This is a genomic window from Modestobacter sp. URMC 112, assembly GCF_053502575.1.
Genome location: NZ_CP199957.1, coordinates 1329289 through 1355641 on the forward strand (window position 1 = coordinate 1329289; position 26353 = coordinate 1355641).

Here is a 26353-nt window from a genome sequence, read left to right on the forward strand (position 1 = left end):
TCCATCACCTCACCTGCCCCCCACGCCTCGCCGGCTCGGCGCGGGCCCCTGCCCCGAGGCCGGGTGCTCGGCTCCGTCGCCGGCGTCTGCCAGGGTGGAGCGGTGGGGAGACGACGGTGGACGGCACGGCTGGTCGGAGCGGCAGGAGGGGCGCTGCTGGTCGCCGCGCCGGTGCTCACCGGGTGCTCCAGCGACCCGTCCGCCGACGTGCGCGCGGCCGCCGAGGCCTTCCTCCAGGACTGGACGCAGGGCGAGCTGGAGTCGGCCGCGGGGCGGACGTCGGACCCCGCGGCGACCACCGACCTGCTGAGCCGGACGGCCACCGACCTGCCCGACGCCACGTTGGCCGCCGAGGTCGGTGAGGTGACCGTCGAGGACGGCACGGCGACCGTCGACTGGACGGCCACCTGGGACCTGTCGGCCGCTCCCGACTGGGAGTACCCGGCCACCCTCGAGCTGGCCGAGGCCGACGAGGGCTGGCAGGTGGTGGCCCAGCCGACGGTCGTCCACCCCGAGCTCGGCGACGGGCAGCACCTGCAGCTGACCCGGAGCCTGGCCGAGCGGGCACCGGTCACCGACGCCGCCGGCGCCCCGCTGTTCACGCCCACCGAGGTCGTGAACGTCGGGGTCGACCCGGGGCAGGTCACCGACCTGCCGGCGCTGGCCGCCGCGTTGTCGGCGGCCACCGGCGTGGCGGCCGAGGAGATCACCGCCGACGTCCAGGCCGCCCCGGCCGGCCAGTTCGTCCCCGTCATCACGCTGCGCCGGCCGGACTTCGAGGCCGTCCGGGCCCAGGTGTTCGACCTGCCCGGTACGGTGTTCCCCACCGAGACCCGGGTGCTGGCGCCCAGCTCGCGCTTCGCGCTCGCGCTGCTGGGCCGGGTGGGCCCGGCGACTGCCGAGGTCCTCGAGGACGCGGTGGACGACGACGGTGAGCCGCAGTACGCCGCCGGGGACGTGCTGGGCTCCTCCGGCCTGCAGCGGGCCTTCCAGACGCAGCTGGCCGGCACCCCCGGGTTCACCGTCTCGGTGGTCAGCAGCGACGAGGCGGTCGACGACCCCGGTGTCGTGGTGGACACCGTCGAGCCGGTCCCCGGCACGCCGGTCCAGACGCCGCTGGTGCCCGCCCTGCAGAACGCCGCGGACGCCGCCGTCGCGAGCCAGCCGCTGGCCACCCACCTGGTGGTCGTGCGGCCGGGCACCGGCGAGCTGCTCGCGGTGAGCTCCAACGAGGCGGCGAACCCGGCGAACGCGCTGAGCGGCCAGTTCCCGCCGGGGTCGAGCATGAAGACGATCACCGCGACCGCCCTGCTGTCCGCCGGCACCCTCACGCCGGCCACCCCGGTGCCCTGCCCCGGCACCACCGTGGTCGAGGGCCGGGAGTTCGAGAACCAGGACCAGTTCGACCTGGGGACGGTGCCGTTCACCGAGACCTTCGCCCAGTCGTGCAACACGACCTTCATCCAGCAGGCGCTGACCCTGCCCGACGACGCCCTGTCCGCGGCCGCCGCCTCCTACGGCGTGGGCACCGACTGGCAGCTGCCGGTCGACGTGTTCAGCGGTTCGGTGCCGGCGACGAGCACCGGCACCACCAAGGCGGCCGACGCCATCGGCCAGGGCCAGGTGCTTATGAGCCCCGCACAGCTGGCCCTCGTCGCGGCGGGCGTCGCGAGCGGCACCGCGGCCGCGCCGGTCGAGGTGCTCGGCGGCCCGCCGGCGGGTGCGGCACCCGCCGGCCCGCCGGCCGGGGTGCTCGACGCGCTGCGGCCGATGATGCGGCAGGTCGTGCTGTCGGGCACCGCCACGGCCCTGGGCGACCGGGGCGAGGTCCACGGCAAGACAGGCACCGCGGAGTACGGCAGCAACACCCCGCCGGACGCGCACGGCTGGTTCATGGGCTACCAGCTGGCCGGCCCGCAGGGCGACATCGCGTTCGCCGTGCTCGTCGAGGCCGGGCAGTCCAGCAGCGCGGCGGTCGGCGTCACCGACGCCTTCCTCGGCGCGCTCGGCTGAGTCGCGGGCGACCCGCTCCGGGTCGCCGGTGGACCTGCCAGGGGGTCGGCTCGCTGCCCGGCTGATCGACGTGGGTCCCCCGGGGGCGAGCTGACAGGCCCGGGCGCCGAGGGGTTGGCGCTGCTGGGCGTCCGTGACGGAGGCCAGGGCACGTGGCCCGACGCCGAACGTGCCTTCGGTCGGGTCGGCCCAGCAGGATCGCCACGAGCCGAACGTGCAGCTCAGGCGCTGCTCCCCCAGGAGAGGGCCGGGGGAGGGTCAGCCCTGGGGCAGCCCGGGGAAGGGCGTGGTGACCTCGTCCCGGCCGGCAGCCGTCCGCCAGGACACCGCCCGTACCTCCGCGTCACCCAGCACCGTCACGGCCGCCTCCCGGGTGCCGCGCTCGGCCGCCTGGTCGAGCACCCACGCCCACGCGGCCGTCACGCCGTCCTCCAGGGTGACCGCGAGCGCGGCCGCGTCGACGGGGGACAGCACCGGGAACGGCAGCGCGTAGGCCGCCTGCGCCGGGGCCGGCTCGACGCCGCGGGAGTCGAGCAGCGCCGCCACCTGGTCACGGACGTCGCGGTTCGCGACCAGCGCGAGGTCGGCCGGACCGCGCCCGGACGCCGGCAGCGCGGCCCCCACGACGCCGTACCCCCACACCGCGACGTGCGCGGCGGCGAGGGCGTCCTGCAGTGCCGTGTCCTCGGCGCTGGTCCCCGTCGCCGTGTCGTCCCCGTCAGCCACCGGTCGCCTCCCCGTCGCTCGCCGCCGTCATGCCAGCTGCCCCTCGGCGCCGCGCAACCCGGCGGCGATGCTGCCCAGCAGGGCGGCCCGGGCGCCGGTGAAGTCCGGGCACGCCGCGGCGTGAGAGGTCCAGGCCCGGCCCACCTCGGCGCGCAGGAAGGCCCGGGCCCCGACCGGGTCGGCCGGCACGGCCGGTGCCGATCCGGAGGCGGCAGCGGGTGCGGACGTGGCGCCCGGGGAGGCGGCCTGCAACCGCTCGAGCTGTGCGCGGGCCTGCTCGGCCAGGGACGCCGCCGCGGTGGCCAGCTCGGGTGCGGCCGCGAAGGCCCGGTCGTAGGCGGCCACCAGCGCCGTCTGCACGGCCAGCTGCTCGGCGAGCTGGTCGACCTGCGCGGGGGTGACCGCGTCGGCGGGCTCGCCGGCACCGGCCGTGCACCCGGCGGCGACAGCGGTCGTCCCGGCCAGGGCGGCCGCGAGCAGGGTCCGCCGGGAGAAGGCCCGCGGGACGGCGCCAGGGCAGGACTCGGACATCGCGACCATCCTCGCAGTCGGCAGCCGCCGCTCCCGGTAACGACCCGGTGCTGCGCCGGCCGGGCCGCCGGCCGCCGCGGCCCGGCCGGCGGCCGGCTGTGCGACCGGGTCGGCCCGCGTGCGGAGCGGTAACCTGACGGCTCCTGCGCAGCACGCCGCCGGCCCGTCGACCGGAGCCGGCAGACCGCCGGGTCGCTCCGGCGATCCGCGCCGGCCCGGGCGACCGACCGCGCAGCGACGTACACAGCGAGGAGGCAGCCGGTGTCCAGCCGAGCACCCCGTGCCGCCGACCGCACCACCGACCGGCTGGTCGCCGCCGTCGAACCGGTCGTGACCGCCGCCGGCTACGACCTCGAGGAGCTCGTCGTCCGCGCGGCGGGGACGCGCTCGGTGCTCCGGGTCGTGGTCGACCGCGACGAGGGCACCAGCCTCGACGACGTGGCCGACCTCAGCCGGGCCATCTCCGAGGTGCTCGACTCCGAGGAGGACGCCGGCCGCGCGCCCTACGTCCTGGAGGTCACCAGCCCCGGCGTCGACCGCCCGCTCACCGCCCCCCGGCACTGGCGGCGCAACACCGGCCGGCTCGTCGCCGTGGAGGTCGGACCGGAGCGGGCCCGCGAGCAGGTCACCGCCCGGCTGCTGCGGGTCGAGGACGACGGCGTCGTCCTCACGGTGGAGAAGGGCGGGGCGAAGAAGGGCCAGGTGCGCCGCGCGGTCGGCGAGCGCACCGTCCCCTGGTCGGAGCTGGGCGAGGGCCGGGTCCAGGTCGAGTTCAGCCGCCCGGCCGGGCACCGGGACGCCGCGCTGGTGGTCACCGGCCCAGCCGACGACGACACCGACGACGACACCGACGACGACACCGACGGGTTCGACCTGGACGGCACGGACAGCGACGAGATCGACGAGCCGGACGAGGGCGCGCTGGACGAGCGCGACCCGGCCGGATCCGGAGGAGAGCAGTGAACATCGACGTGACCGCCCTGAAGGCGGTCGAGCGGGAGAAGGGCATCCCCGCGGACACCGTGCTCCAGGCGATCGAGACCGCCCTGGTGACCGCCTACCGGCACGCCCACGGGGCGTCCCCGCACGTGCGGGTGCACGTGGACCGCAAGAGCGGTGAGGTCGCCGTCCTGGCCCAGGAGCTGGGGCCCGACGGCGAGGTGGTGCACGAGTGGGACGACACCCCGACCGACTTCGGCCGGATCGCGGCCAGCACCGCCAAGCAGGTCATCGTGCAGCGGCTCCGGGACGCCGAGCACGAGCAGACCTTCGGCGAGTACGCCGGCAAGGAGGGCGACATCGTCAGCGGCATCGTGCAGGCGCACGAACGCCGCAACACCCAGGGCATGGTGCTGATCGACATCGGCAAGGTCGAGGCCAACCTGCCGCCGACCGAGCAGGTCCCGGGTGAGGACTACCGGCACGGCACCCGGATCAAGGCCTACGTGGTCTCGGTGGCCCGCACCTTCCGCGGGCCGCAGGTGACCGTCTCCCGGACCCACCCCAACTTGGTCCGCAAGCTCTTCGCCCTGGAGGCCCCCGAGGTCGCCGACGGCAGCGTGGAGATCATGGCCGTGGCCCGGGAAGCCGGGCACCGGTCCAAGATCGCCGTCCGGACGTCGGTGCCGGGGCTGAACGCCAAGGGTGCGTGCATCGGCCCGATGGGGCAGCGCGTGCGCAACGTGATGAGCGAGCTGCACGGCGAGAAGATCGACATCGTCGACTGGTCGGACGACGACGCCGCGTTCGTCGCCTCCGCGCTCTCCCCGGCCCGGGTGACCAGTGCCCGCGTCGTCGACCCCGCGGCCCGGGCCGTCCAGGTGGTCGTCCCCGACTACCAGCTGTCCCTGGCCATCGGCAAGGAGGGGCAGAACGCCCGCCTGGCGGCCCGGCTGACCGGGTGCCGGATCGACATCCGCAGCGACGCCCAGCCCGACGACGGCGCCGCCCCGGTCTCCCCGGGAGTCGGTCGGGCACCGCTGCGGTCCGGGGTCCGGGCACCCGGCCGGCCCGCGCCGGGCGGGGCCCGCCCGCCTGCGCGACGCGCGGAACATCCCGGCCCCGCAGCGCGCTAGACTGCTGGATGGCCGACACGTCGATCCCGGTCCGCACCTGTGTGGGGTGCCGGCGACGCGCTCCGGTCACCGAACTGTTGCGTGTCGTCGCGCGGGACGGGGGGCTGACCCCCGATCCGCGCCGACGGCTCCCGGGCCGGGGCGCCTCCGTGCACCCCACCGCGGAGTGCCTGCGCGCAGCGGTCCGGCGTCGGGCCTTCCCGCGGGCGCTGCGCAGCAGCACCCCGCTGGAGACCGGTCCGCTGGAGGAACACCTCGCGCAGCAGGTCAGCCGACCGGCTGCCGAGGGGGTCCCGGGCGGGCGTTCCACGGCAGCACACCAGTAGGACCGGCACCCGGCCGGTCCGCACGTCGAGAGCAGGACGTCCTCGGATGAGCCACCTGTGAAGTCGTCACGATGACCATGTACCACTGACCTAGGGGTCGAGCGGGCCAGCCGCCGGCCTCACCAAGAGGAGACCCGTGCCAGGCAAGGCCCGCGTACACGAGCTCGCGAAAGAGCTCGGTATCGACAGCAAGACAGTGCTCGCCAAGCTCAAGGAGCAGGGCGAGTTCGTGAAGTCCGCGTCCTCCACCGTCGAGGCCCCGGTGGCCCGACGGCTGCGCGAGGCGTACTCCGGTGGCGGCACCGGCAACGGTGGATCCGCACCGCGCCCCGGTCCGCGCCCGTCGGCGCCCGCTCCGCAGCCCGCTGCCCCGGCGCCGTTCCCGGTCGCCTCGGCACCGGCGGCGCCCGCACCGGCCGCTCCTGCACCGGCAGCCCCGGCACCGCAGGCTCCTGCGGCCCAGGCGCCCGCTGCACCGTCGCCCGTCGCACCGGCTCCCGCCGCCTCCCGCCCGGCGCCCGCGCCCGGCGTGCGTCCGGCGGCGCCCGGCCCGCGTCCCGGCCCCCGGCCGGCTCCGCAGCAGCCCGCCGCCCAGCAGCCCGCCGTCCAGCAGCCTGCCGTCCAGCAGCCGGCCGCCAGCGCTGCCCCGACCCAGCAGCCCCCGGCTGCCCCGGGTCCGCGTCCGGCCGGCCCGCCGTCCGGCGCCGTCCCCGGCGGTCCGCGTCCGGCCGCGGCCGGTCCGCGGCCCGGCCCCCGTCCGGCACCGCGTCCGGGCAACAACCCCTTCAGCAGCGCCCCTCGTCCGGCAGCCCCCGGCCGTCCGGCCGGCCCGGGCGCCGGTGCTCCCGGCCAGGCCGTGCCGGGCCAGGGTGCGCCCGGCCAGGGCGGTCCCCGTCCGGCCCCGGGTGCCGGTGGTCCGCGCCCCGGCCCCGGTGCCGGCGGTCCGCGACCCTCGGCCGGTCCCGGTGGGCCCCGTCCCGCGGCAGGCCCCGGCGGCCCGCGCCCCAACCCCGGCATGATGCCGCAGCGTCCGAGCCCGGGCATGATGCCCGGGCGCCCGGCCGGCCCCGGCGGCCGTCCCGGCGGCGCACCGGCCGGTCGTGGCCGTCCCGGCGCCCCCGGCGGTGGCGGTGGCGGCGGGTTCCGTCCCGGCGGTGGCGGTGGCGCACCCGGCGGTGGCGGTGGCGCTCCGGCCGGCGGGTTCCGTCCCGGCGGTGGCGGCGGCGGTCGTGGCCGCGGTCGCGGCGGGTCCGGTGCCGGCACTGCGGGCGCCTTCGGCCGTCCCGGCGGCCGCGGTCCGGTCCGCGGACGCAAGAGCAAGAAGCAGCGGCGCCAGGAGTTCGACTCGATGGCCGCGCCGAGCATGGGCGGCGTCAGCCTGCCCCGTGGCAACGGGCAGACCGTCCGGCTGCCCCGTGGCGCCTCGCTGACCGACCTGGCCGAGCGGATCAACGCCGAGCCGGCCGCGCTGGTCACCGCCCTGTTCCACCTGGGCGAGATGATCACCGCGACGCAGTCGGTCAACGACGAGACGCTGCAGCTGCTCGGTGCCGAGATCGGCTGGGTCATCCAGGTCGTCAGCCCCGAGGACGAGGACCGCGAGCTGCTCGAGACCTTCGACCTCACCTTCGGTGACGAGGAGGGCGTCGAGGGCGACTGGGACATCCGTCCGCCGGTGGTGACCGTCATGGGTCACGTCGACCACGGGAAGACGAAGCTGCTGGACGCGCTGCGCAACACGAACGTGGTGGCGCGCGAGGCCGGCGGCATCACCCAGCACATCGGCGCCTACCAGATCGTCACCGAGCTGGAGGGCAACGAGCGTCCGGTCACCTTCATCGACACCCCGGGTCACGAGTCGTTCACCGCGATGCGTGCCCGTGGCGCGAAGGTCACCGACATCGTCGTCCTGGTGGTGGCCGCCGACGACGGCGTCATGCCGCAGACCGTCGAGGCGCTCAACCACGCCCAGGCCGCCGAGGTCCCGATCGTGGTGGCGGTGAACAAGATCGACAAGGAGGGGGCCAACCCCGCCAAGATCCGCCAGCAGCTCACCGAGTACGGCCTGGTGGCCGAGGAGTACGGCGGCGACACGATGTTCGTCGACGTCTCCGCGACCACCCGGCAGGGTTTGGAAGACCTGCTCGCGGCGATCCTGCTGACCGCCGACGCCTCGCTGGACCTGCGCGCCAACATCGAGCAGGACCCCCAGGGTGTCGTCATCGAGGGCAAGCTCGACAAGGGCCGGGGCCCCGTCGCCACGGTGCTGGTCCAGCGCGGCACGCTGCGCCAGGGCGACTCGATCGTGGCCGGCGACGCCTACGGTCGCGTCCGGTCGCTGCTCGACGAGCACGGCAACAAGCTCAAGGAGGCCCTGCCGGCCCGCCCGGTGCAGGTCGTCGGCCTCACCTCGGTGCCGCGGGCCGGTGACACGTTCCTCGTCGTCGACGAGGACCGCGTCGCCCGGCAGATCGCCGACCGCCGCCAGGCCCGCATCCGCAACGCGCAGAACGCCTCCATGCGCAAGCGGATCAGCCTGGAGGACCTCGACGCCGCGCTCAAGGAGAACCGCCAGCTCAACCTGATCATCAAGGGCGACAACTCGGGCACCGTGGAGGCGCTCGAAGAGGCGCTGATGAAGATCGAGGTGAGCGACGACATCTCGCTGCGGGTCATCCACCGCGGCGTCGGCGGCATCACCAAGAGCGACATCGACCTCGCGCTGGCCGACGACGTCATCGTCCTGGGCTTCAACGTGCGGGCCGAGGGGCAGGCCACGGAGCTGGCCAACCGCGAGGGGGTGGACGTCCGGTACTACACGGTCATCTACCAGGCCATCGAGGAGATCGAGGCCGCCCTCAAGGGCATGCTCAAGCCCGTCTACGAGGAGGTCCAGCTCGGGACGGCGGAGGTCCGCGAGGTCTTCCGGGTGCCGAAGATCGGGAACGTCGCCGGTTCGCTGGTCCGCAGCGGGACGATCGTGCGCAACAGCAAGGCGCGGCTCGTCCGTGACGGGGCCGTGGTCGCCGACAACCTGACGGTGGAGTCCCTCCGCCGGTTCAAGGACGACGCGACCGAGGTCCGCGAGGGCTACGAGTGCGGCATCGGCCTGGGGTCGTTCAACGACATCAAGGTCGACGACGTGATCCAGACCTTCGAGCTCCGCGAGAAGCCGCGCGCCTGAAGGACCCCGTCCTCCTCACGCCTCGCAGGCTCGGCGTGAGCCTCTGGACGGGGCCGCGACAACGCACTGAGCAGTGAGGAGGCGGTGAGCGTGTTCACGGGCACGCTCACCGCCGACCTGCTGCTCGGGGACGTGCACTCGCTGAAGGGGAAGCGGGCCGTGGTCCGGCCGATCGTGGCCGAGCTGCGGCGCCGCTTCGCCGTGGCCGCGGCCGAGGTCGGCGACACCGACCTGCACCGCCGCGCGCAGGTCGGTGTCGCGACCGTGGCCGGGGACGCCGGCCAGGTGACCGACGTCCTCGACGCCTGCGAGCGGTTGCTGGCGGAGCGGCCTGAGGTGACGCTGCTGTCGACGCACCGGCAACTCGTCTCCGACACGGATTGAAGGACCCCTCGCAGGGGCCCACCGCGCCTGAACGCGCGGTGGGCCCTTGAGGGAGCCGTACCCAGCCGGCCGGGAGCCCCAGACACCGGGCCCCCGGCCGGCGACGTCCACCGCCGCCGGCGCCCACCCGGAGCCGGCGCCGAGCACAGGAGGACCTCCGATGGCCGACCCGGCACGGGCACGCCGCCTGGCGGTGCGCATCCGCCAGATCGTCTCCGCCACCATCGAGATGCAGATCAAGGACCCGCGGCTCGGCATGGTGACCATCACCGACGCCCGGGTCACCAGTGACCTGCGGGAGGCCACGGTCTTCTACACCGTCTACGGCGACGAGACCCACGTCGCCGACTCCGCCCGCGCGCTGGCCAGCGCCACCGGGGTGCTGCGCTCGACGGTCGGCAAGCAGACCGGGATTAAGTTCGTCCCGTCGCTGACGTTCGTCGCCGACATGGTCCCCGACACCGCCCGCGAGCTCGAGGTCGCGCTCGAGCGCGTCCGGCACGCCGACGCGGAGCTGGCCCGTGCCCGCGAGGGCGCCCAGTACGCCGGCGAGCCCGACCCCTATCGCCGTCCGGCCGAGGACGACGACACCGTCGACGGCGCCGTCGACGACCTGACGGACGACGACCTGGTCGACGACGACCTGGTCGACGCCGACCCGCACACCGCGTCCGAGACGAGGAGCGTCCGATGACCGAGGCCGTGGACCCGGACCCAGACGACCGCGCCGCCTCCGCCGAGGGCACCACCCTGGGCGGCCGGCGCGAGCCCGACCCGCAGGGCGACCCCACCATGGGCGGCAAGCGGGGGCAGATCGGTGAGACCGACAGCATCGCCGCCGACGAGCCCGACGACGGCGGACCGTCCATCCCGGTCGGCGGCGGGGACGTCACCGAGGAGCCCAACGCCTCCCCGGTGGCCGGACCCGGGCCCGGCGACGGCACCTCCGCGGGCGCGGGCTCCGCGGCCGCCGACTCGGACTGACCTGGTGACCGCTGCGATCGAGGCCCCGCAGGCCGCCGCCGTCGACGTGCTGGACGCGGCGGCGGCCGCCGGGGCGACCGTGGTGCTCTCCGGGCACGTCCAGCCCGACGCCGACGCGCTGGGCAGCACCCTCGCGCTGGCCGAGGGCCTGCGCCGGCGGGGGGCGCGGGTGGTGGCGACCTTCCCCACGCCGTTCGTGCTGCCCGAGTCGCTGTCCTGGCTGCCCGGCGCCGACACCCTGGTGGCCCCCGACGAGGTGCCGGCCGCGCCGGAGGTCTTCGTCAGCCTCGACGCCTCCTCCACCGGCCGGCTCGGCGACCTCGCCGGCCTGCTCTGCACCGCCGGCACCTCGATCGTCGTGGACCACCACGCCAGCAACCCCGGCTTCGGCACCGTGCGGCTCGTCGACCCCGGCGCCGCCGCGACCGTCGTGCTCGTCGCGGGGCTGCTGGACGGGCTGGGCGTCGAGTGGGACGCCCCGATCGCCACCTGCCTCTACGCCGGGCTGGCCGCCGACACCGGCTCGTTCCGGTTCGGCAACACCGCGCCCGGCACGCACGAGCTGGCCGCCCGGCTGCTGCGCACCGGCATCGACCACGCGGCCATCAGCCAGCGGCTGTTCGACACCGCGCCGTTCGGCTGGCTGCCGCTGCTGTCCCTGGTCGCCGGACGCGCCGAGCTCCAGCCCGACGTCGGCGCCGGGCTGGTGTGGACCTGGGCCACGGCCGCCGAGGCCCGGGACCGCGGGCTGGCCGGCGACCAGCTGGAGGCGCTGGTCGACGTCGTCCGGGCCACCCGCGAGGCCGACGTCGCGTGCGTGCTGAAGGGACAGGACGACGGCACCTGGGTCGTGTCGATGCGCTCGCGCGGGGCCACCGACGTGTCCCGGGTGGCGACCGGGCTCGGGGGCGGCGGTCACCGCCTCGCCGCCGGCTACACCTCCCGGCTCGACCTGGCCGCGACCGTGGCGGTGCTGAGCCAGGAGCTGGCGACGGGGTCCGCGACCTGAGTACCTCGCGACCCTCCGGGCCGCACCGCGACCAGGAGCCGTCCCAGGCTGCCGCTGAGCCGCTCCCGGCGTCCCCGGCGGAAGCCCTCCGGGTCTCGCGCCCGGACCGCCGAGCTCGCAAGCTCGCGTCTCCGGGGGCGGGACCGTCCATCCCGGCGCTGGCGGCCCCGGCGCTCGTGGTGCTCGCCGCGGAGCCGCTCTACCTGCTCGTGGACACCGCCGTCGTCGGCAACCTGGGGACCGTAGCCCTGGGCGGTCTCGCCGTCGGCGGGGGCCTGCTGGCCTACGTGGCGGCGCTGCTGAACTTCCTCGCCTACGGCACCACGGCGCGCGCCGCCCGCCGGGCCGGTGCCGGGGACCGCGCTGGTGCCGTCGCCGAGGGCGTGCAGGCCAGCTGGCTGGCCGCCGGGCTCGGGCTCGTGCTGGCCCTGGTCTTCCAGCTGCTGGCCGGCCCGCTGACCCGGTTGCTGGCCGGTGGCGCGGGCCCGGTGGCCGAGGCCGGCGAGCAGTGGCTGCGGGTGGCCAGCACGGGCCTCCCCCTGCTGCTGCTGGCGCTGGCCGGCAACGGCTGGCTGCGCGGCGTCCAGGACCTGCGCAGCCCGGTCCGGTACGTGCTGGCCGGCAGCCTGGTCAGCCTGCTGCTCTGCCCGCTGCTGGTGTACACCGCCGGCCTGGGCCTGGTCGGCTCGGCCGTGGCCAACGTCGCGGGCCAGGCGGTGGCCGCGGCCTGCTTCGTCCGCGCCCTGGCCCGGGAGGTGCGCAGCCTCGGGGTCGACCGGCGCCCGGGACGGACCGGGGTGTTCGGTCAGCTGGTGCTCGGCCGCGACCTGCTGCTGCGGGCGGCGGTGCTCCAGCTGGCGTTCGCCGCGGCCGCCGGGGTGGTGGCCCGCAGCGGCACCGCCGAGCTCGGCGCCCACCAGATCGCGCTGCAGCTGTGGCTGTTCCTCGCGCTGGTGCTCGACGCCTACGCCATCGCGGCCCAGACGCTGGTCGGCCACGCGCTCGGCGCCGGACGGGCCGACGACGCCCGTCGCACCGCCCGCCGGGTCACGGCCTGGGGGCTGGGCACCGGGGTGGTCGTGGCGGTGGTCCTGCTCGCGCTGGGCCCGGTGCTGCCGGGGCTGTTCACCGACGACCCCGCCGTCCTCGCCCGGACCGCCGTCGTCTGGTGGTTCCTCGCCCTCATGCAACCGCTGGCCGGTGTCGTGTTCGCGCTGGACGGCGTGCTGATGGGGGCTGGGGACGTGGCCTACCTGCGCACCGTCACCCTGCTCGCGGCGCTGCTCGGGTTCCTGCCGCTGAGCCTGCTGTCCGGCCGGCTGGACTGGGGGCTGGCCGGGGTGTGGACCGGGCTGACCCTGTTCATCGTGCTGCGTCTGGTCGCGGTCGGGCTCCGGGTGCGGGGGACGGCGTGGCTGGGTGAGACGGTGGCGGCGTGAGCGAGCCCGCATGAGCCCGAGGAAGCCGGACGCCGACGTGCCGCCCGCCCTGCTGCTGGTCGACAAGCCCGGCGGGATGACCTCGCACGACGTCGTCGCCCGGGCCCGGCGGGTGCTGTCGGTCCGCCGGGTCGGGCACGCCGGCACGCTGGACCCGATGGCGACCGGGCTGCTCGTCCTGGGCGTCGGCTCGGCCACCCGGCTGCTCGGCCACCTCAGCGGCTCGGACAAGACCTACGAGGCCACCGTCCGGCTCGGCCAGGCCACGGTCACCGACGACCGCGAGGGGGAGGTCACCGCGACCACCTCCGCGGCCGCGGTCACCGAGGACGACGTCCGCGCCGCGCTGGCCGCCCAGGTGGGGGACCTGCAGCAGGTCCCGTCCTCGGTGAGCGCGGTGAAGGTCGAGGGCCGGCGGTCCTACGACCGCGTCCGGGCGGGCGAGGAGTTCGAGCTGCCCGCCCGGCCGGTGACCGTGCACCGGATCGACGTCCACCGGGTGGTCCGGCCGACCCCCGACCTGGTCGACGTCGACCTCACCGTGTCCTGCAGCACCGGTACCTACGTGCGGGCCATCGCCCGGGACGCCGGCGCCGCGCTGGGCGTGGGTGGGCACCTCACCGCCCTGCGCCGCACCTCCTCCGGGCCGTTCCGCACCGCCGACGCGCGACCGGTGGAGGAGGCCGCGGAGGCGCTGGCCACGGCCGGGAGCGGGCCGGGGGTGCTGCCGCTGACCGACGCCGCCCGGCGGGTCTTCCCGGTCCGCGAGCTCACCCCCGAGGAGGCGGTGGCGCTCGGGCACGGCCAGCGGGTGCCCGCGACCGGGGCGCCCGGGCTGCACGCCGCCGTCGGCCCCGGGGACCGGCTGGTCGCCCTGGTCGAGGACAGCGGCTCCATCGCGCGGGTCTCGGTCGGCTTCCCGCCCAGCCGCGACGACTGAGGGGCGCCGGCCCCGGCTAGGACGTGCTGGGTGGAGGCCCGAACCATCCCAGCTGCAACGCCTGGCCCAGGTCGTCACGATCGGCGCTGTGGCTCACGAGTTGTCCGCCGGCGATGCGGAACCAGTGTGTCTGGGACGTGGCGAAGCTGCGTCCGGTGGCCGGGAAGGTCTGCGCGACCTCCCCGTCGGGGGTGAAGGTCGTGAAGGGACCGGTCTGGCGGCCGGACATGGTCGTCCGGGCGACCACCCAGTCGCCCTCGGCGACGACCGTGTGGACGGTCCAGCGCAGGTCCGCGTAGGCGGAGTGCAGCCAGTCGTAGGTCGCGCGGGCCCCGGCCACGCCCGGCTGGGCCGCGGCCGGTGGTTCGGCCACTGCCTCGTCGTTGTGCATCGTGGGCGCGATGATCGCCGAGGCCTTCTCGTCGTCCCAGTCCTCCATCAGTCGGAAGTCTCTGACGGCGAGGTCGTGGGCGATGTCGACGGCACTGCGAGTCGGTGTCTCGGACATGAGGACTCCCGGTGGGAGGGGTGGACACACGAGCCTCCTGCTCGTGGGCGGCTGGGTCCAAGGTCGGTCGCACCAGTGCGGTGACGCGGCCGCGCCCAGGGGTGGCAAGCTGGCCTGGGTGAGCGTTCTGGAGGACCGGCTGGCGGCGCTGCACGCCGAGCTGGCCGCGCTGCCCGGCGTGCTGGTCGCCTTCTCCGGCGGCGTGGACTCCGGCGTGGTGCTGGCCGCGGCGGTGCGCGCCCTCGGCGCCGACCGGGTGGTCGCGGCCACGGCGGTCTCGCCCAGCCTGCCCGCCGCCGAGCGGGCCGCCGCGCACGGGTTCGCCCGGTCCCTCGGCGTCCGGCACGAGCAGCCGGGCACCGACGAGCTGGCCCGCGAGGGGTACGTGGCCAACGCCGGCGACCGGTGCTTCTTCTGCAAGGCCGAGCTGCTCGACGTGCTCACCCCGCTGGCGGCCGGGCTCGGCATCGCCGACGTGGTCACCGGCACCAACGCCGACGACGTCCGTGCCGGGTTCCGCCCGGGCATCCGGGCCGCCACGGAGCGCGGCGCCTGGGCGCCGCTGGCCCGCGCGGGCATGACCAAGGACGACGTCCGCGCGGCCGCCCGGCGCTGGGAGCTGCCGCTGGCCGACAAGCCGGCCGCGGCCTGCCTGGCCAGCCGGATCGCCTACGGCGTGCCCGTCTCGGCGCAGCGGCTGGCCCGGGTGGAGGCCGCCGAGACCGCGCTGCGCGCCGCGCTCGCCGAGGCCGGGCTGGCGGTGCGGGACCTGCGGGTCCGCGACCTCGGCGCCGTCCGCGGGCGGGAGACCGCCCGGGTCGAGGTGGACGCCGCGCTGGTGCCCGACCTCACCGGCCGGCCGGCGGTGCTGGACCGGGTGCGCGAGGTCGCCGGCTTCGACGTGGTCGAGCTCGACCCGCGCGGGTTCCGCTCCGGGTCGATGAACGAGCTGCTGCCCGACCCCGTCCGCTACCGCTGGTGAAGGACCCCCTGCCCCCCGTCCCTCGCACGCTCGGGCTGGGTCCCCGCAGGGGGCCGGACGCTGCGCACGATGCGGGCGGCCGCCACACCGGCGCCGAAGCCGTTGTCGATGTTGACCACCAGCACGCCCGGGGCGCAGGCAGTGAGCATGGTGAGCAGCGCGGCCAGCCCCTCGAAGGCCGCGCCGTAGCCGACCGACGTCGGGACGGCGACCACCAGACGGTCGGTCAGCCCGGCGACCACGCTGGGCAGCGCGCCGTCCATCCCGGCGACCACCACCACCGCGTCGGCCGCGGCGAGGTCCTCGGCCACCGCCAGCACCCGGTGCACACCGGCGACCCCGACGTCGTCCACCCGCCGGCAGCCCACCCCGCTGGCGGTCAGCGTCGCCGCCACCTCCGCGGCGACCGACCGGTCGGAGGTCCCCGCGGTGAGCACCAGCACCCGGCCCACCGGCTCGGGCAGCTCCCCGACCCAGGCCACCCGGGCGGCGTCGTCGAACCCGGCCGTCGGCCAGCGGTCCCGGATGGCGGCCGCGGTCGGGCCCTCCACCCGGGTGGCCCAGGCCAGCGGCGCCCCGGCGTCCAGCAGCCCGGCCAGGCAGGCGACCGTCTCCTCGGGGGTCTTGCCCCCGGCGTAGACGACCTCGGGCGTCCCGGTACGGGCCTCGCGGTCGACGTCCAGCCGGGCGATCCCCACGTCGGCGGTGCGGCGCAGCTCGGTCACCCCGCCAGTCTCCCGCACCCGCCGTGTCGCACCGGCGCCAGCTGGGCAGGAACCCCCCATGAGCGTCGTCAAGATCAACGTCGTGACCATGCCGGAGGACAAGCGGTCCCGCTTCGAGGAGCGCTTCAAGGGCCGCGCCGGCGCCGTGGAGACCACGCCGGGCTTCGAGTGGTTCGAGCTGCTCCGGCCGGTCGAGGGCACCGACTCCTACCTGGTCTACACGCGGTGGACCACCGAGGAGGCCTACCGGTCCTGGCAGTCCAGCCAGGACTTCGACCGGGCGCACGACGGCGGTGGCGACACCCTCGCCCCGGCCGCCGAGCGCTCGCAGAACCACCTGTGGAGCTACGAGGTGGTCGAGTCAGCCGGGCCGCACGGCGAGAAGGGCTGAGCGGTGCGCCCGCGCCCGGGGTCGCCGCCCGGGCGCGGGCTAGGGTGGCGGGGCGGCCCGGCAACCGTCGGGTCCCGCTCCGGCACGGACACCAGCAGGTGGGAGCCATGACCGACACGCTCGCCGACAGCCGTACCTCCTCCCGGGAGTTCGCCGAGGGAGTGCCGCTGGTCGTGGAGGACGTGCCGCGCCGTCCCGCCGCCGAGCGCGCCCAGCTGCTGGAGGACCCCGGCTTCGGCCGGTACTTCACCGACTCGATGTTCGTGGCCCGGTACCGGGCCGGCGAGGGCTGGTGCGACGCCCGGCTCACCCCCTACGCGCCACTGCAGCTGGACCCCAGCGCGGCGGCCCTGCACTACGCCCAGTCGATCTTCGAGGGGCTGAAGGCCTACGCCCAGCCCGACGGCAGCGTGGCGACCTTCCGGCCGGAGTCCAACGCCGCCCGGTTCGCCCGCAGCGCGGTCCGGCTGGCCATGCCCCCGGTGCCCGAGCAGTCGTTCCTCACCGCGGTCGACGCCCTCGTCGACACCGACCGCGAGTGGGTGCCCACCGGCGCGGACCAGACGCTGTACCTCCGGCCCTACATGCTGGCCGTCGAGCCCTTCCTCGGGGTCCGGCCGGCCCACGAGTACCTGTTCATCGTCATCGCCAGCCCCGCCGGGGCGTACTTCCCCCGCGGCGTGCACCCGGTGAGCGTCTACCTCTCCGAGGACTACATCCGGGCCGCGCCCGGCGGCACCGGCGACGTGAAGTGCGCCGGCAACTACGCCGCCAGCCTGCTCGCCCAGGAGCAGGCCATCGCCGCCGGCTGCGACCAGGTCGTCTGGCTCGACGCGGTGGAGAAGCGGTACGTCGAGGAGATGGGCGGGATGAACCTGTTCTTCGTCCTCGGCTCCGGGGCCGACGCCGAGCTGGTCACCCCCGAGCTGACCGGCACCCTGCTGCCCGGCATCACCCGCGACTCGCTGATCACCGTGGCCCGCGAGCTCGGCCACCGGGTCACCGAGCGGAGGTTCAGCGTCGAGGAGTGGCGGTCCGGCGTCGCCGACGGCTCGGTCACCGAGACCTTCGCCTGCGGCACCGCCGCGGTGATCACCCCGGTCGGCGAGGTGAAGGCGCGCACCGGCGACTTCACCGTCGGCACCGGTGAGCCCGGCCCGCTGACCATGCAGCTGCGCGCCCACCTGCTGGACGTCCAGCACGGCCGGGTGCCCGACACGCACGGCTGGCTGCACCGCGTCGCGCCCGCCGCCTGACGTCGCGCGGCGGGGAGGAGGGGAGTGGAGCGCTGGCGGGGGCTGGAGGCCACCCCGGGTGACCTGGCCCGCACGGTGGTCACCGTGGGGATGTACGACGGGGTGCACCGCGGGCACCAGCACCTGATCGGCACCGCCGTCGAGCGGGCCCGGGCGATGCGCCGTCCCTCGCTGCTGCTCACCTTCGACCCGCACCCGGCCGAGGTGGTCCGGCCCGGCTCCCACCCCGCGATCCTCACCTCCGCCGACCGCAAGGCCGAGCTGGTGGCCGCGCTGGGCGTCGACGCCATGTGCGTTCTGCCGTTCACCCCGGAGTTCAGCCGGCTGTCCCCGGAGGGCTTCACGCACACGGTGCTGGTCGAGCGCCTGCACGCCGCCCACGTCGTCGTCGGCCGCAACTTCACCTACGGGCACCGGGCCGCCGGCACCGTGGAGAGCCTGGCCGCCGAGGGCCGCCGGTTCGGGTTCGGCGTCGAGGGCGTCGACCTGACCAGCGTCGCCCCCGAGGCCGACCCGGGCGGCCTGGTGGAGGAGCCGGTCACCATCTCCTCCACCTACATCCGGGCCTGCGTGGCCGCCGGCGACATGCGCTCGGCGGCCCGGGCGCTGGGCCGCCCGCACCGGGTCGACGGCATCGTGGTGCGCGGTGACCGCCGGGGCCGCGAGCTGGGCTACCCCACCGCGAACGTGGAGAGCGCCCCGTTCACCGCCGTCCCGGCCGACGGGGTGTACGCCGGCGCGCTGGTGCTGCGGGACCACACCACCGGTGCCAGCACCGGCAGCCACCCGGCCGCGATCTCGGTGGGCAGCAACCCGACCTTCGCCGGCAGCCGGCGCACGGTGGAGGCCTACCTGCTCGACTTCTCCGGCGACCTCTACGGCGAGCACGTGGGTGTCGAGTTCGTCGAGCGGCTGCGCCCGATGACCACCTTCGCCGGCGTGCCCGAGCTGCTCGAGGCGATGGCGGACGACGTCATGCGGACCCGCGCCGTCCTCGGTGTCCCAGCTCCGGTCGGCCGGCCGGGGCCGCCGCCCGGGTGAGCCGGACGGCCCCGCGGAGCACCTGTGTAACCTGGACGGTGGCGTCGGGTGACCGACGTGTGTGCATTGCTGCCCTCGTGACACAGACCGGGGGCCACACGTGACCTGCCCTGGAGGCACCACATGGCGCTGGAGAGCGCGACGAAGAAGCAGATCATGACCGAGTACGCGACGGTCGAGGGCGACACCGGTTCGCCGGAGGTGCAGGTCGCGATGCTGACCCGACGGATCAGCGACCTGACCGAGCACCTCAAGCAGCACAAGCACGACCACCACAGCCGGCGGGGCCTGCTCCTGCTGGTCGGCCGCCGCCGGCGGCTGCTGAACTACCTGGCGAAGACCGACATCAACCGGTACCGCTCGCTCATCGAGCGGCTCGGCCTGCGCCGCTAGCACTCCGAGGGGACCGCTCCGGGCACACCGGGACGGTCCCCTCTCTCGTGCGGCAACCCGCCGCACGGGCCACCGGCGAGGAACGCCGGCCGCCCCCGTGAGGGGCCGGTCCTCGGTAGTGGCCCCCGGGACGCACCTGCGCACGAGCGGGACCCAACGCCCCCGAGGGCTTCGATCGAAGACCGGTCGCCCCGGACGCCGCCGGCACACCTGCCGCGAAGAGGACGTCGCCGCATGCGACGTAGGAAGAGGACACGATGTCCGCACCCACCACCGAGAACGACACCGACTTCGAGGACGGCGTCTTCACCGCCACCGCGGTGATCGACAACGGCAGCTTCGGCAGCCGCACCGTCACCTTCGAGACCGGCCGGCTGGCCAAGCAGGCCGCCGGTTCCGTCGTCGCCACCATGGGCGACACCACGCTGCTGTCGGCCACCACGGCCGGCCGCCAGCCCAAGGAGCAGTTCGACTTCTTCCCGCTGACGGTGGACGTCGAGGAGCGGATGTACGCCGCCGGCCGCATCCCCGGCTCGTTCTTCCGCCGCGAGGGCCGGCCCTCCGAGGACGCCATCCTCACCTGCCGGCTCATCGACCGGCCGCTGCGCCCCACCTTCGCCAAGGGCCTGCGCAACGAGGTCCAGGTCGTCATCACCGTGCTCTCGCTGGACCCCGACCACCTGTACGACGTGCTGGCGATCAACGCCGCGTCGGCGTCCACCCAGCTCTCCGGCCTGCCGTTCTCCGGGCCGGTCGGCGGGACCCGGGTCGCGCTGATCAACGGCCAGTGGGTCGGCTTCCCGACCAACAGCCAGCTCGAGGACGCCGTCTTCGACATGGTCGTGGCCGGCCGGGTGCTGCCCGACGGCGACGTGGCGATCATGATGGTCGAGGCCGAGGCCACCGAGAAGACGATCGACCTGGTCGCCGGCGGGGCCACCGCGCCGACCGAGGAGGTCGTGGCGCAGGGCCTCGAGGCCGCCAAGCCCTTCATCAAGGCGCTGTGCCAGGCGCAGAGCGAGCTGGCCGGCAAGGCCGCCAAGCCCGAGGCGCACTTCCCCCGGTTCCTGGACTACCAGGACGACGTGTACGCCGCCGTCGAGTCCGCCGCTCTGGACCGGCTCACCACCGCCCAGGCGATCGCCGCCAAGCAGGAGCGCAACGACGCCACCGACGCCCTGAAGGACGAGGTCGTCAGCACGCTCGCCGGCCAGTTCGAGGGCCGCGAGAAGGAGGTCTCCGCCGCCTTCCGCGCCGTCACCAAGAAGGTCGTCCGTCAGCGCATCCTGCGCGACAAGGTGCGCATCGACGGCCGCGGCCTGACCGACATCCGGCCGCTGTCGGCCGAGGTCGAGGTGCTGCCGCGGGTGCACGGCTCGGCGCTGTTCGAGCGCGGCGAGACCCAGATCCTGGGCGTCACCACGCTGAACATGCTCCGCATGGAGCAGCAGCTGGACACGCTGTCCCCGGTGACCCGCAAGCGCTACATGCACAACTACAACTTCCCGCCGTACTCCACCGGTGAGACCGGCCGCGTCGGCTCGCCGAAGCGCCGCGAGATCGGCCACGGCGCGCTCGCCGAGCGGGCCCTCATGCCGGTGCTGCCCGACCGCGAGCAGTTCCCCTACGCCATCCGGCAGGTGTCCGAGGCGCTGGGCTCCAACGGCTCGACGTCCATGGGCTCCGTCTGTGCCTCCACCCTCGCGCTGCTCAACGCCGGTGTGCCGCTGCGCGCCCCGGTCGCGGGCATCGCCATGGGCCTGGTGTCCGACCAGGTGGACGGGAAGACCGAGTACGTCGCGCTGACCGACATCCTCGGCGCCGAGGACGCCTTCGGTGACATGGACTTCAAGGTCGCCGGCACCAAGGACTTCGTGACCGCCCTCCAGCTGGACACGAAGCTCGACGGCATCCCCTCCGACGTCCTCGCCGGTGCGCTCACCCAGGCCCGCGCGGCCCGGCTGCACATCCTCGACGTAATGCTCGAGGCGATCGACGGTCCCGACGAGATGAGCCCGTTCGCCCCCCGGGTGACCACGGTCCGCATCCCGGTCGACAAGATCGGCGCGGTGATCGGCCCCAAGGGGCAGATGATCAACGCGATCCAGGACGAGACCGGCGCGGACATCACCATCGAGGACGACGGCACGATCTACGTCGGCGCCTCCGACGGGCCCTCCGCCCAGGCGGCGGTGGACCGGATCAACGCCATCGCCAACCCGACGCTGCCGAAGGTGGGGGAGCGGTTCCTGGGCACGGTGGTCAAGACCACCGCCTTCGGTGCCTTCGTGTCCCTGCTGCCCGGCCGCGACGGCCTGGTGCACATCAGCAAGCTCGGCGGCGGCAAGCGGATCGCCAAGGTCGAGGACGTCGCCAACGTCGGTGACAAGCTGCAGGTCGAGATCACCGACATCGACGCCCGGGGCAAGATCAGCCTCGTCCCGGTCGCCGACGGCGAGGCGTCCTCGGACGCTCCCGCCGGTGACGCCGTCCCCGCCCCCGCGGAGGCGTGACGAGGATCGACAGCGGGTCGGCCACCGGGGCCGGGGTGGGTGCCGACGCGCCCGCCCCGGCCCCGGTCGGCACGGCCCAGGAGAGTGCGGTCGGCGCCACCGGGGGGAGCGCGGTCGGCACGACCCGGGTGCTGGACGTCGACGAGTTCGGCGGCCGGGTGGAGCGGACCGAGCTGCCCGGCGGCCTGCGGGTGCTCACCGAGACGATGCCCGGCGTCCTGTCCGCGACCCTGGGCATCTGGGTGGGCGTGGGGTCGCGGGACGAGTCGCCGCACCTGGCCGGCTCCTCGCACTTCCTCGAGCACCTGCTCTTCAAGGGCACCCGCAGCCGGACGGCCCTGGACATCGCCACGGCGATGGACGCCGTCGGCGGTGAGATGAACGCCTTCACCGCGAAGGAGCACACCTGCTACTACGCCAACGTGCTCGCCAGCGACCTCCCGCTGGCCGTGACGCTGCTCGGTGACCTGGTCACCGACGCGCTGAACACCGCACCGGACCTGGAGTCCGAGCGGACGGTGGTGCTCGAGGAGATCGCCATGCGCGACGACGAGCCCAGCGACGCGGTGCACGACCTGTTCGCCGAGACGCTGTTCGGGGACACCCCGCTCGGCCGGTCGGTGCTGGGCACGGTGGAGTCGATCGAGTCCCTGACCCGGGACGACGTCGACGGCTGGTACCGCGAGCGCTACGCCGTCCCCTCGATCGTGGTGGCCGCGGCCGGCCGGGTGGACCACGCCCAGGTGCTCGAGCTGGTCACCGCCGCCTTCGGCGACCGGCTCGCGGGTCCGGCGCGTCCGGAGCCGCTGCGCCGCGGCGAGGACGCCGACCTCCGGCGTCCGGCCCGGCCCACCGGGCTGATCCACCGGCGCACCGAGCAGACGCACCTGCTGCTCGGCAGCGTCGGGATGGGGCGGCTGGACGACCGCCGGTACGCCGCGGCGGTGCTGGACACCGCGGTCGGCGGGGGCATGAGCTCGCGACTGTTCCAGGAGGTCCGGGAGAAGCGCGGCCTGGTCTACAGCGTCGGCTCGTCGTTGACCCACTACGCCGGCGCGGGGACCTTCTCCGTCTACGCCGGCTGCTCGCCCAAGCGGGTCCCCGAGGTGCTGCGCCTGGTGCGCGCCGAACTCGCCGAGGTGGCGGCCGCCGGCCTCACCGAGGAGGAGGTGGTCCGCGGCCGCGGGCAGCTCAAGGGCGGCATGGTCCTGGGCCTGGAGGACACCGGGTCCCGGATGAGCCGGCTGGGCAAGAGCGAGCTGTCCTACGGGGAGTACCTGCCGGTGCGCACCGTGCTGGACCTGCTCGACGCGGTGGACCCCGACCAGGTGCGTGCGGTCGCCGCCGACCTGCTCGCCCGGGAGCTGTGCCTGGCCGTGGTCGGCCCCTACAAGGAGCGCGACCTCGACCGGCTCGCCGCCTGAGGCCGGCATGACCTCACCGTGGTCCGAGCACGGGGCGCTGTCCCGGGGGGTGTTCGCGGTCGCCGTCCTGGTGTCCCTCGCGGTGCTGTTCGCGCCTCCCTCGGACGTGCCGGACAGCGCCCCGGGCGTGGACAAGGTCGTGCACGCGACGCTGTTCCTGGCGCTCGCGCTCACCGGACGCTGGGCCGGGATCGGCCGGGCCGTACTGGCCGGGCTGCTGGTCCTCTACGCCGCCGCGAGCGAGGTGGTGCAGGGCCTGGAGGTGGTCGGCCGGAGTGCCTCGGTCGCGGACTGGCTGGCCGACGTCGTGGGGGTGCTCGCCGGCCTGGCGCTGTGGTCTGCCGTCGTCCGCCGCCGGTCGACCGCCCAGGCCTGATCCCCGCCGCGGCTGCCCCTCGCCCGGCGGCCGTCTTGCGTCGTGGACCCCGGTTCGTGAGCATCGCGGCATGACCATCAGCACGCCGACCGCCTCGCCGCAGCCGCCGCCCCCGCCGTCCGGGGAGGCGCCGCTCGTGTCGGTGGGCGTGCTGGGCGCTCGCGGCCGGATGGGCAGCGAGGTGTGCCGGGCCGTCGACGCCGCGGACGACCTCGAGCTGGTGGCGATGGTCGACGACGGCGAGTGGCTGTTCAACGTCGCCGACGCCGGCGCCCAGGTCGTCGTGGACTTCACCCGGCCCGACGCGGTGATGGACAACATCCGCTTCTGCATCGACCAGAACATCCACTGCGTGGTCGGGACGACGGGGTTCGACGAGCAGAAGCTCGCCACCATCGTGGAGTGGCTGGAGCCCAAGCCCGAGCTGGGTGTGCTGATCGCCCCCAACTTCGGCATCGGCGCGGTGCTGCTCATGCGTTTCGCCCAGGAGGCGGCCCGGTTCTTCCCGTCGGTGGAGATCGTGGAGCTGCACCACCCCGGCAAGGTCGACGCCCCGTCGGGCACCGCCGCCCGGACCGCCCGTCTGGTGGCCGCCGCCCGCCGCGCCGCCGCGGTGCCGCCGGCGCCGGACGCCACCCGGGAGGCCGACTCCCTGCCCGGCGCCCGGGGGGCGGACGTCGAGGGGATCCCGGTGCACGCCGTCCGGCTCACCGGGCTGGTCGCCCACCAGGAGGTCCTGATGGGCTCGGCCGGGGAGACGCTGACCCTCCGCCACGACTCCTACGACCGGGCGTCGTTCATGCCCGGTGTGCTCCTGGCCGTCCGGGAGATCTCCTCCCGGCCCGGCCTGACCGTCGGCATCGAGTCGCTGCTCGGTCTCTGACCGGGCCTCCGCGGGACCGCCGGGGCCCCTGGGGCCCCGCGGACCGGTCTCCAGCGTGACCTGGCTCGCATCTCCGTAGCCTGCCGAGCCGACCGACCTGCGGAAACGCGGACCGCCGTCGCCCGGAGGGCCCCGATCGACGGCATCGGGACCCCGACGGGTTTGACGAGCCCTCCAGGGGCGCGTAACTTCATCGGTGCGCCGAGCGAGACCGGGTCGCAAGACCCGGGAGCCGCTGCCAGACCCCCGGGTGTGACAGCGAGCCGTGCACGGCGTAACGTGGGACAAGCCGCCGGAGACGACGACCTACCAAGGTCTGGTTCCCCGCGCGTCCGCTCCTTGAGAACTCAACAGCGTGCCGAAAGTCAGTGCCAAGTAACAAGTCCCTGTCCGGGCTCCTTTTGGGGGTCTGGTGGGTTCCTTTGGTTGATTGACGAGAGTGCCAACTCTTGGTCTCAGCCGTGATCAAGTTCATCTACGGAGAGTTTGATCCTGGCTCAGGACGAACGCTGGCGGCGTGCTTAACACATGCAAGTCGAGCGAGGCCCGCTCTTCGGGGTGGTGCCCTAGCGGCGAACGGGTGAGTAACACGTGGGCAACCTGCCCTCAGCTCTGGGATAACTCCAAGAAATTGGTGCTAATACCGGATGTGACCGCTGACCGCATGGTCTGGTGGTGGAAAGATTCATCGGCTGAGGATGGGCCCGCGGCCTATCAGCTTGTTGGTGGGGTGATGGCCTACCAAGGCGACGACGGGTAGCCGGCCTGAGAGGGTGACCGGCCACACTGGGACTGAGACACGGCCCAGACTCCTACGGGAGGCAGCAGTGGGGAATATTGCGCAATGGGCGAAAGCCTGACGCAGCGACGCCGCGTGGGGGATGACGGCCTTCGGGTTGTAAACCTCTTTCAGTAGGGACGAAGCGGAAGTGACGGTACCTACAGAAGAAGCACCGGCCAACTACGTGCCAGCAGCCGCGGTAATACGTAGGGTGCAAGCGTTGTCCGGAATTATTGGGCGTAAAGAGCTCGTAGGCGGTCTGTCGCGTCGGCTGTGAAAACCCGAGGCTCAACCTCGGGCCTGCAGTCGATACGGGCAAACTAGAGTGTTGCAGGGGAGACTGGAATTCCTGGTGTAGCGGTGAAATGCGCAGATATCAGGAGGAACACCGGTGGCGAAGGCGGGTCTCTGGGCAACAACTGACGCTGAGGAGCGAAAGCGTGGGGAGCGAACAGGATTAGATACCCTGGTAGTCCACGCCGTAAACGTTGGGCGCTAGGTGTGGGGGCCATTCCACGGTCTCCGTGCCGCAGCTAACGCATTAAGCGCCCCGCCTGGGGAGTACGGCCGCAAGGCTAAAACTCAAAGGAATTGACGGGGGCCCGCACAAGCGGCGGAGCATGTTGCTTAATTCGATGCAACGCGAAGAACCTTACCTAGGCTTGACATGCACGGAAATCTGTCAGAGATGGCAGGTCCTTTTAGGGTCGTGCACAGGTGGTGCATGGTTGTCGTCAGCTCGTGTCGTGAGATGTTGGGTTAAGTCCCGCAACGAGCGCAACCCTCGTTCTATGTTGCCAGCACGTGATGGTGGGGACTCATAGGAGACTGCCGGGGTCAACTCGGAGGAAGGTGGGGATGACGTCAAATCATCATGCCCCTTATGTCTAGGGCTGCAAACATGCTACAATGGCCGGTACAAAGGGCTGCGATACCGTGAGGTGGAGCGAATCCCAAAAAGCCGGTCTCAGTTCGGATTGGGGTCTGCAACTCGACCCCATGAAGTTGGAGTCGCTAGTAATCGCAGATCAGCAACGCTGCGGTGAATACGTTCCCGGGCCTTGTACACACCGCCCGTCACGTCACGAAAGTCGGTAACGCCCGAAGCCGGTGGCCCAACCCCTTGTGGGAGGGAGCCGTCGAAGGCGGGATCGGCGATTGGGACGAAGTCGTAACAAGGTAGCCGTACCGGAAGGTGCGGCTGGATCACCTCCTTTCTAAGGAGCACTGGCCGCCACACTGTGTGTGGTGGTCCAGAGCCACGCCCAGGCCGGGAAGGTCCCCACAGTGGTGGGGGCCTCGGGTGTCTGGGGTGGAGCTCGAGGGTGGAACGCTGACCAGTTCGGCCGCCGGCTCATGTCTGGTGCCTAGTACGGCTGCCCTCTCGGGGGTGGCAGGGAACGGGATCGGGGTGGGGTGGTGGTGGTAGGCACGCTGTTGAGTCCTGAGGGAACGGGCCGGCCCCGAGG

The 26353-nt window shown here is 74.2% G+C and carries 24 protein-coding genes, 1 rRNA gene and 1 pseudogene; 22 read left to right on the top strand and 4 right to left on the bottom strand.

Annotation, left to right across the window (positions count from 1 at the left end):
- The first annotated feature begins 102 nt into the window (after positions 1-102).
- The gene (locus ACWIX6_RS06345; RefSeq protein WP_448615994.1) at positions 103-2013 is read left to right on the top strand and encodes a penicillin-binding transpeptidase domain-containing protein; all 1911 of its coding nucleotides are present in this window, start codon (positions 103-105) and stop codon (positions 2011-2013) included.
- Positions 2014-2271: 258 nt separating this feature from the next.
- Here the strand turns inward: ACWIX6_RS06345 and ACWIX6_RS06350 are convergent, their stop codons facing one another.
- Together ACWIX6_RS06350 and ACWIX6_RS06355 are read right to left on the bottom strand one after the other, a co-directional pair.
- On the bottom strand, positions 2272-2739 hold the full coding sequence (locus tag ACWIX6_RS06350; RefSeq protein WP_448615995.1) for a ferritin-like domain-containing protein: 468 nt from the start codon (positions 2737-2739) through the stop codon (positions 2272-2274).
- Between the two features lie 27 nt (positions 2740-2766).
- The gene (locus ACWIX6_RS06355; protein WP_448615996.1) at positions 2767-3270 is read right to left on the bottom strand and encodes a hypothetical protein; all 504 of its coding nucleotides are present in this window, start codon (positions 3268-3270) and stop codon (positions 2767-2769) included.
- A 261-nt stretch (positions 3271-3531) separates the two neighbouring features.
- Between ACWIX6_RS06355 and rimP the strand changes: the two genes are divergently transcribed.
- From rimP to truB, 11 genes and pseudogenes are all read left to right on the top strand, one after another.
- Complete coding sequence (gene rimP, locus ACWIX6_RS06360) at positions 3532-4233, top strand: ribosome maturation factor RimP (RefSeq protein WP_448615997.1); 702 nt, start codon at positions 3532-3534, stop codon at positions 4231-4233.
- Positions 4230-5345, top strand: coding sequence for a transcription termination factor NusA (gene nusA / locus ACWIX6_RS06365; protein ID WP_448615998.1), 1116 nt, complete (start codon positions 4230-4232; stop codon positions 5343-5345). Before rimP ends, nusA begins: the two co-directional genes overlap by 4 nt.
- Positions 5346-5353: 8 nt before the next feature.
- Complete coding sequence (locus tag ACWIX6_RS06370) at positions 5354-5671, top strand: YlxR family protein (RefSeq protein ID WP_448615999.1); 318 nt, start codon at positions 5354-5356, stop codon at positions 5669-5671.
- Positions 5672-5807: 136 nt separating this feature from the next.
- Positions 5808-5948, top strand: a pseudogene (locus ACWIX6_RS06375) (translation initiation factor IF-2 N-terminal domain-containing protein); the annotation flags it as partial.
- A 741-nt stretch (positions 5949-6689) separates the two neighbouring features.
- Complete coding sequence (infB, locus tag ACWIX6_RS06380) at positions 6690-8855, top strand: translation initiation factor IF-2 (protein ID WP_448616980.1); 2166 nt, start codon at positions 6690-6692, stop codon at positions 8853-8855.
- A gap of 84 nt (positions 8856-8939) precedes the next feature.
- Positions 8940-9239, top strand: a complete 300-nt coding sequence (locus ACWIX6_RS06385) for a DUF503 domain-containing protein (protein WP_448616000.1) — start codon at positions 8940-8942, stop codon at positions 9237-9239.
- A gap of 160 nt (positions 9240-9399) precedes the next feature.
- Positions 9400-9933, top strand: coding sequence for a 30S ribosome-binding factor RbfA (rbfA, locus tag ACWIX6_RS06390; RefSeq protein WP_448616001.1), 534 nt, complete (start codon positions 9400-9402; stop codon positions 9931-9933).
- Positions 9930-10223 (top strand): hypothetical protein, encoded by a 294-nt coding sequence (locus tag ACWIX6_RS06395; protein WP_448616002.1) that lies wholly within the window; start codon positions 9930-9932, stop codon positions 10221-10223. The genes rbfA and ACWIX6_RS06395 overlap by 4 nt, the downstream gene beginning before the upstream one ends.
- Before the next feature lie 4 nt (positions 10224-10227).
- Positions 10228-11232 (top strand): DHH family phosphoesterase, encoded by a 1005-nt coding sequence (locus ACWIX6_RS06400; RefSeq protein WP_448616003.1) that lies wholly within the window; start codon positions 10228-10230, stop codon positions 11230-11232.
- Between the two features lie 176 nt (positions 11233-11408).
- The gene (locus ACWIX6_RS06405; protein ID WP_448616004.1) at positions 11409-12671 is read left to right on the top strand and encodes an MATE family efflux transporter; all 1263 of its coding nucleotides are present in this window, start codon (positions 11409-11411) and stop codon (positions 12669-12671) included.
- A 10-nt stretch (positions 12672-12681) separates the two neighbouring features.
- Positions 12682-13611, top strand: a complete 930-nt coding sequence (truB, locus tag ACWIX6_RS06410; protein WP_448616005.1) for a tRNA pseudouridine(55) synthase TruB — start codon at positions 12682-12684, stop codon at positions 13609-13611.
- 16 nt (positions 13612-13627) lie between these two features.
- On the opposite strand, the gene ACWIX6_RS06415 is transcribed toward truB, so the two are convergent.
- Positions 13628-14119: an ester cyclase gene (locus tag ACWIX6_RS06415; protein ID WP_448616006.1), complete on the bottom strand. Its 492-nt coding sequence runs from the start codon at positions 14117-14119 to the stop codon at positions 13628-13630.
- A gap of 118 nt (positions 14120-14237) precedes the next feature.
- Between ACWIX6_RS06415 and larE the strand changes: the two genes are divergently transcribed.
- Entirely contained in the window at positions 14238-15101 is an 864-nt protein-coding gene (larE, locus tag ACWIX6_RS06420; RefSeq protein WP_448616007.1) for an ATP-dependent sacrificial sulfur transferase LarE, read from the top strand.
- Here the strand turns inward: larE and larB are convergent.
- Positions 15089-15826, bottom strand: coding sequence for a nickel pincer cofactor biosynthesis protein LarB (larB, locus tag ACWIX6_RS06425; RefSeq protein WP_448616008.1), 738 nt, complete (start codon positions 15824-15826; stop codon positions 15089-15091). The two genes, larE and larB, sit on opposite strands and share 13 nt — an antisense overlap.
- A 58-nt stretch (positions 15827-15884) precedes the next feature.
- On the opposite strand from larB, the gene ACWIX6_RS06430 reads away from it, so the two are divergent.
- The 9 genes from ACWIX6_RS06430 to ACWIX6_RS06470 all read left to right on the top strand — a co-directional run bounded on the left by ACWIX6_RS06430 (position 15885) and on the right by ACWIX6_RS06470 (position 26101).
- Positions 15885-16217 carry an antibiotic biosynthesis monooxygenase family protein gene (locus tag ACWIX6_RS06430; RefSeq protein WP_448616009.1) on the top strand — a complete coding sequence of 111 codons (333 nt, stop codon included), beginning with the start codon at positions 15885-15887 and terminating at the stop codon, positions 16215-16217.
- Positions 16218-16324: 107 nt separating this feature from the next.
- Positions 16325-17473, top strand: a complete 1149-nt coding sequence (locus ACWIX6_RS06435; RefSeq protein ID WP_448616010.1) for a branched-chain amino acid aminotransferase — start codon at positions 16325-16327, stop codon at positions 17471-17473.
- 24 nt (positions 17474-17497) lie between these two features.
- Positions 17498-18514 carry a bifunctional riboflavin kinase/FAD synthetase gene (locus tag ACWIX6_RS06440; RefSeq protein WP_448616011.1) on the top strand — a complete coding sequence of 339 codons (1017 nt, stop codon included), beginning with the start codon at positions 17498-17500 and terminating at the stop codon, positions 18512-18514.
- Between the two features lie 123 nt (positions 18515-18637).
- On the top strand, positions 18638-18907 hold the full coding sequence (rpsO, locus tag ACWIX6_RS06445; RefSeq protein ID WP_091066175.1) for a 30S ribosomal protein S15: 270 nt from the start codon (positions 18638-18640) through the stop codon (positions 18905-18907).
- A 257-nt stretch (positions 18908-19164) separates the two neighbouring features.
- Positions 19165-21420: a polyribonucleotide nucleotidyltransferase gene (locus ACWIX6_RS06450; RefSeq protein WP_448616012.1), complete on the top strand. Its 2256-nt coding sequence runs from the start codon at positions 19165-19167 to the stop codon at positions 21418-21420.
- A complete protein-coding gene (locus ACWIX6_RS06455) occupies positions 21417-22844 on the top strand; it encodes a M16 family metallopeptidase (RefSeq protein ID WP_448616013.1) in 1428 nt (475 codons plus the stop codon). The genes ACWIX6_RS06450 and ACWIX6_RS06455 overlap by 4 nt, the downstream gene beginning before the upstream one ends.
- A 7-nt stretch (positions 22845-22851) precedes the next feature.
- Positions 22852-23220 carry a VanZ family protein gene (locus ACWIX6_RS06460; RefSeq protein WP_448616014.1) on the top strand — a complete coding sequence of 123 codons (369 nt, stop codon included), beginning with the start codon at positions 22852-22854 and terminating at the stop codon, positions 23218-23220.
- Between the two features lie 70 nt (positions 23221-23290).
- A complete protein-coding gene (dapB, locus tag ACWIX6_RS06465; RefSeq protein WP_448616015.1) occupies positions 23291-24103 on the top strand; it encodes a 4-hydroxy-tetrahydrodipicolinate reductase in 813 nt (270 codons plus the stop codon).
- A 474-nt stretch (positions 24104-24577) separates the two neighbouring features.
- Positions 24578-26101: ribosomal RNA gene (locus tag ACWIX6_RS06470) — 16S ribosomal RNA — on the top strand.
- Positions 26102-26353 lie beyond the last annotated feature (252 nt).

Coding starts and splice junctions, on each gene's coding strand:
- ACWIX6_RS06395 (WP_448616002.1), top strand. CDS start 9,930: ATGACCGAGGCCGTGGACCCGGACCCAGACGACCGCGCCGCCTCCGCC.
- rbfA (WP_448616001.1), top strand. CDS start 9,400: ATGGCCGACCCGGCACGGGCACGCCGCCTGGCGGTGCGCATCCGCCAG.
- ACWIX6_RS06430 (WP_448616009.1), top strand. CDS start 15,885: ATGAGCGTCGTCAAGATCAACGTCGTGACCATGCCGGAGGACAAGCGG.
- ACWIX6_RS06435 (WP_448616010.1), top strand. CDS start 16,325: ATGACCGACACGCTCGCCGACAGCCGTACCTCCTCCCGGGAGTTCGCC.
- truB (WP_448616005.1), top strand. CDS start 12,682: ATGAGCCCGAGGAAGCCGGACGCCGACGTGCCGCCCGCCCTGCTGCTG.
- ACWIX6_RS06370 (WP_448615999.1), top strand. CDS start 5,354: ATGGCCGACACGTCGATCCCGGTCCGCACCTGTGTGGGGTGCCGGCGA.
- ACWIX6_RS06415 (WP_448616006.1), bottom strand. CDS start 14,119: ATGTCCGAGACACCGACTCGCAGTGCCGTCGACATCGCCCACGACCTC.
- ACWIX6_RS06460 (WP_448616014.1), top strand. CDS start 22,852: ATGACCTCACCGTGGTCCGAGCACGGGGCGCTGTCCCGGGGGGTGTTC.
- infB (WP_448616980.1), top strand. CDS start 6,690: ATGCCGCAGCGTCCGAGCCCGGGCATGATGCCCGGGCGCCCGGCCGGC.
- rpsO (WP_091066175.1), top strand. CDS start 18,638: ATGGCGCTGGAGAGCGCGACGAAGAAGCAGATCATGACCGAGTACGCG.
- ACWIX6_RS06355 (WP_448615996.1), bottom strand. CDS start 3,270: ATGTCCGAGTCCTGCCCTGGCGCCGTCCCGCGGGCCTTCTCCCGGCGG.
- dapB (WP_448616015.1), top strand. CDS start 23,291: ATGACCATCAGCACGCCGACCGCCTCGCCGCAGCCGCCGCCCCCGCCG.
- ACWIX6_RS06450 (WP_448616012.1), top strand. CDS start 19,165: ATGTCCGCACCCACCACCGAGAACGACACCGACTTCGAGGACGGCGTC.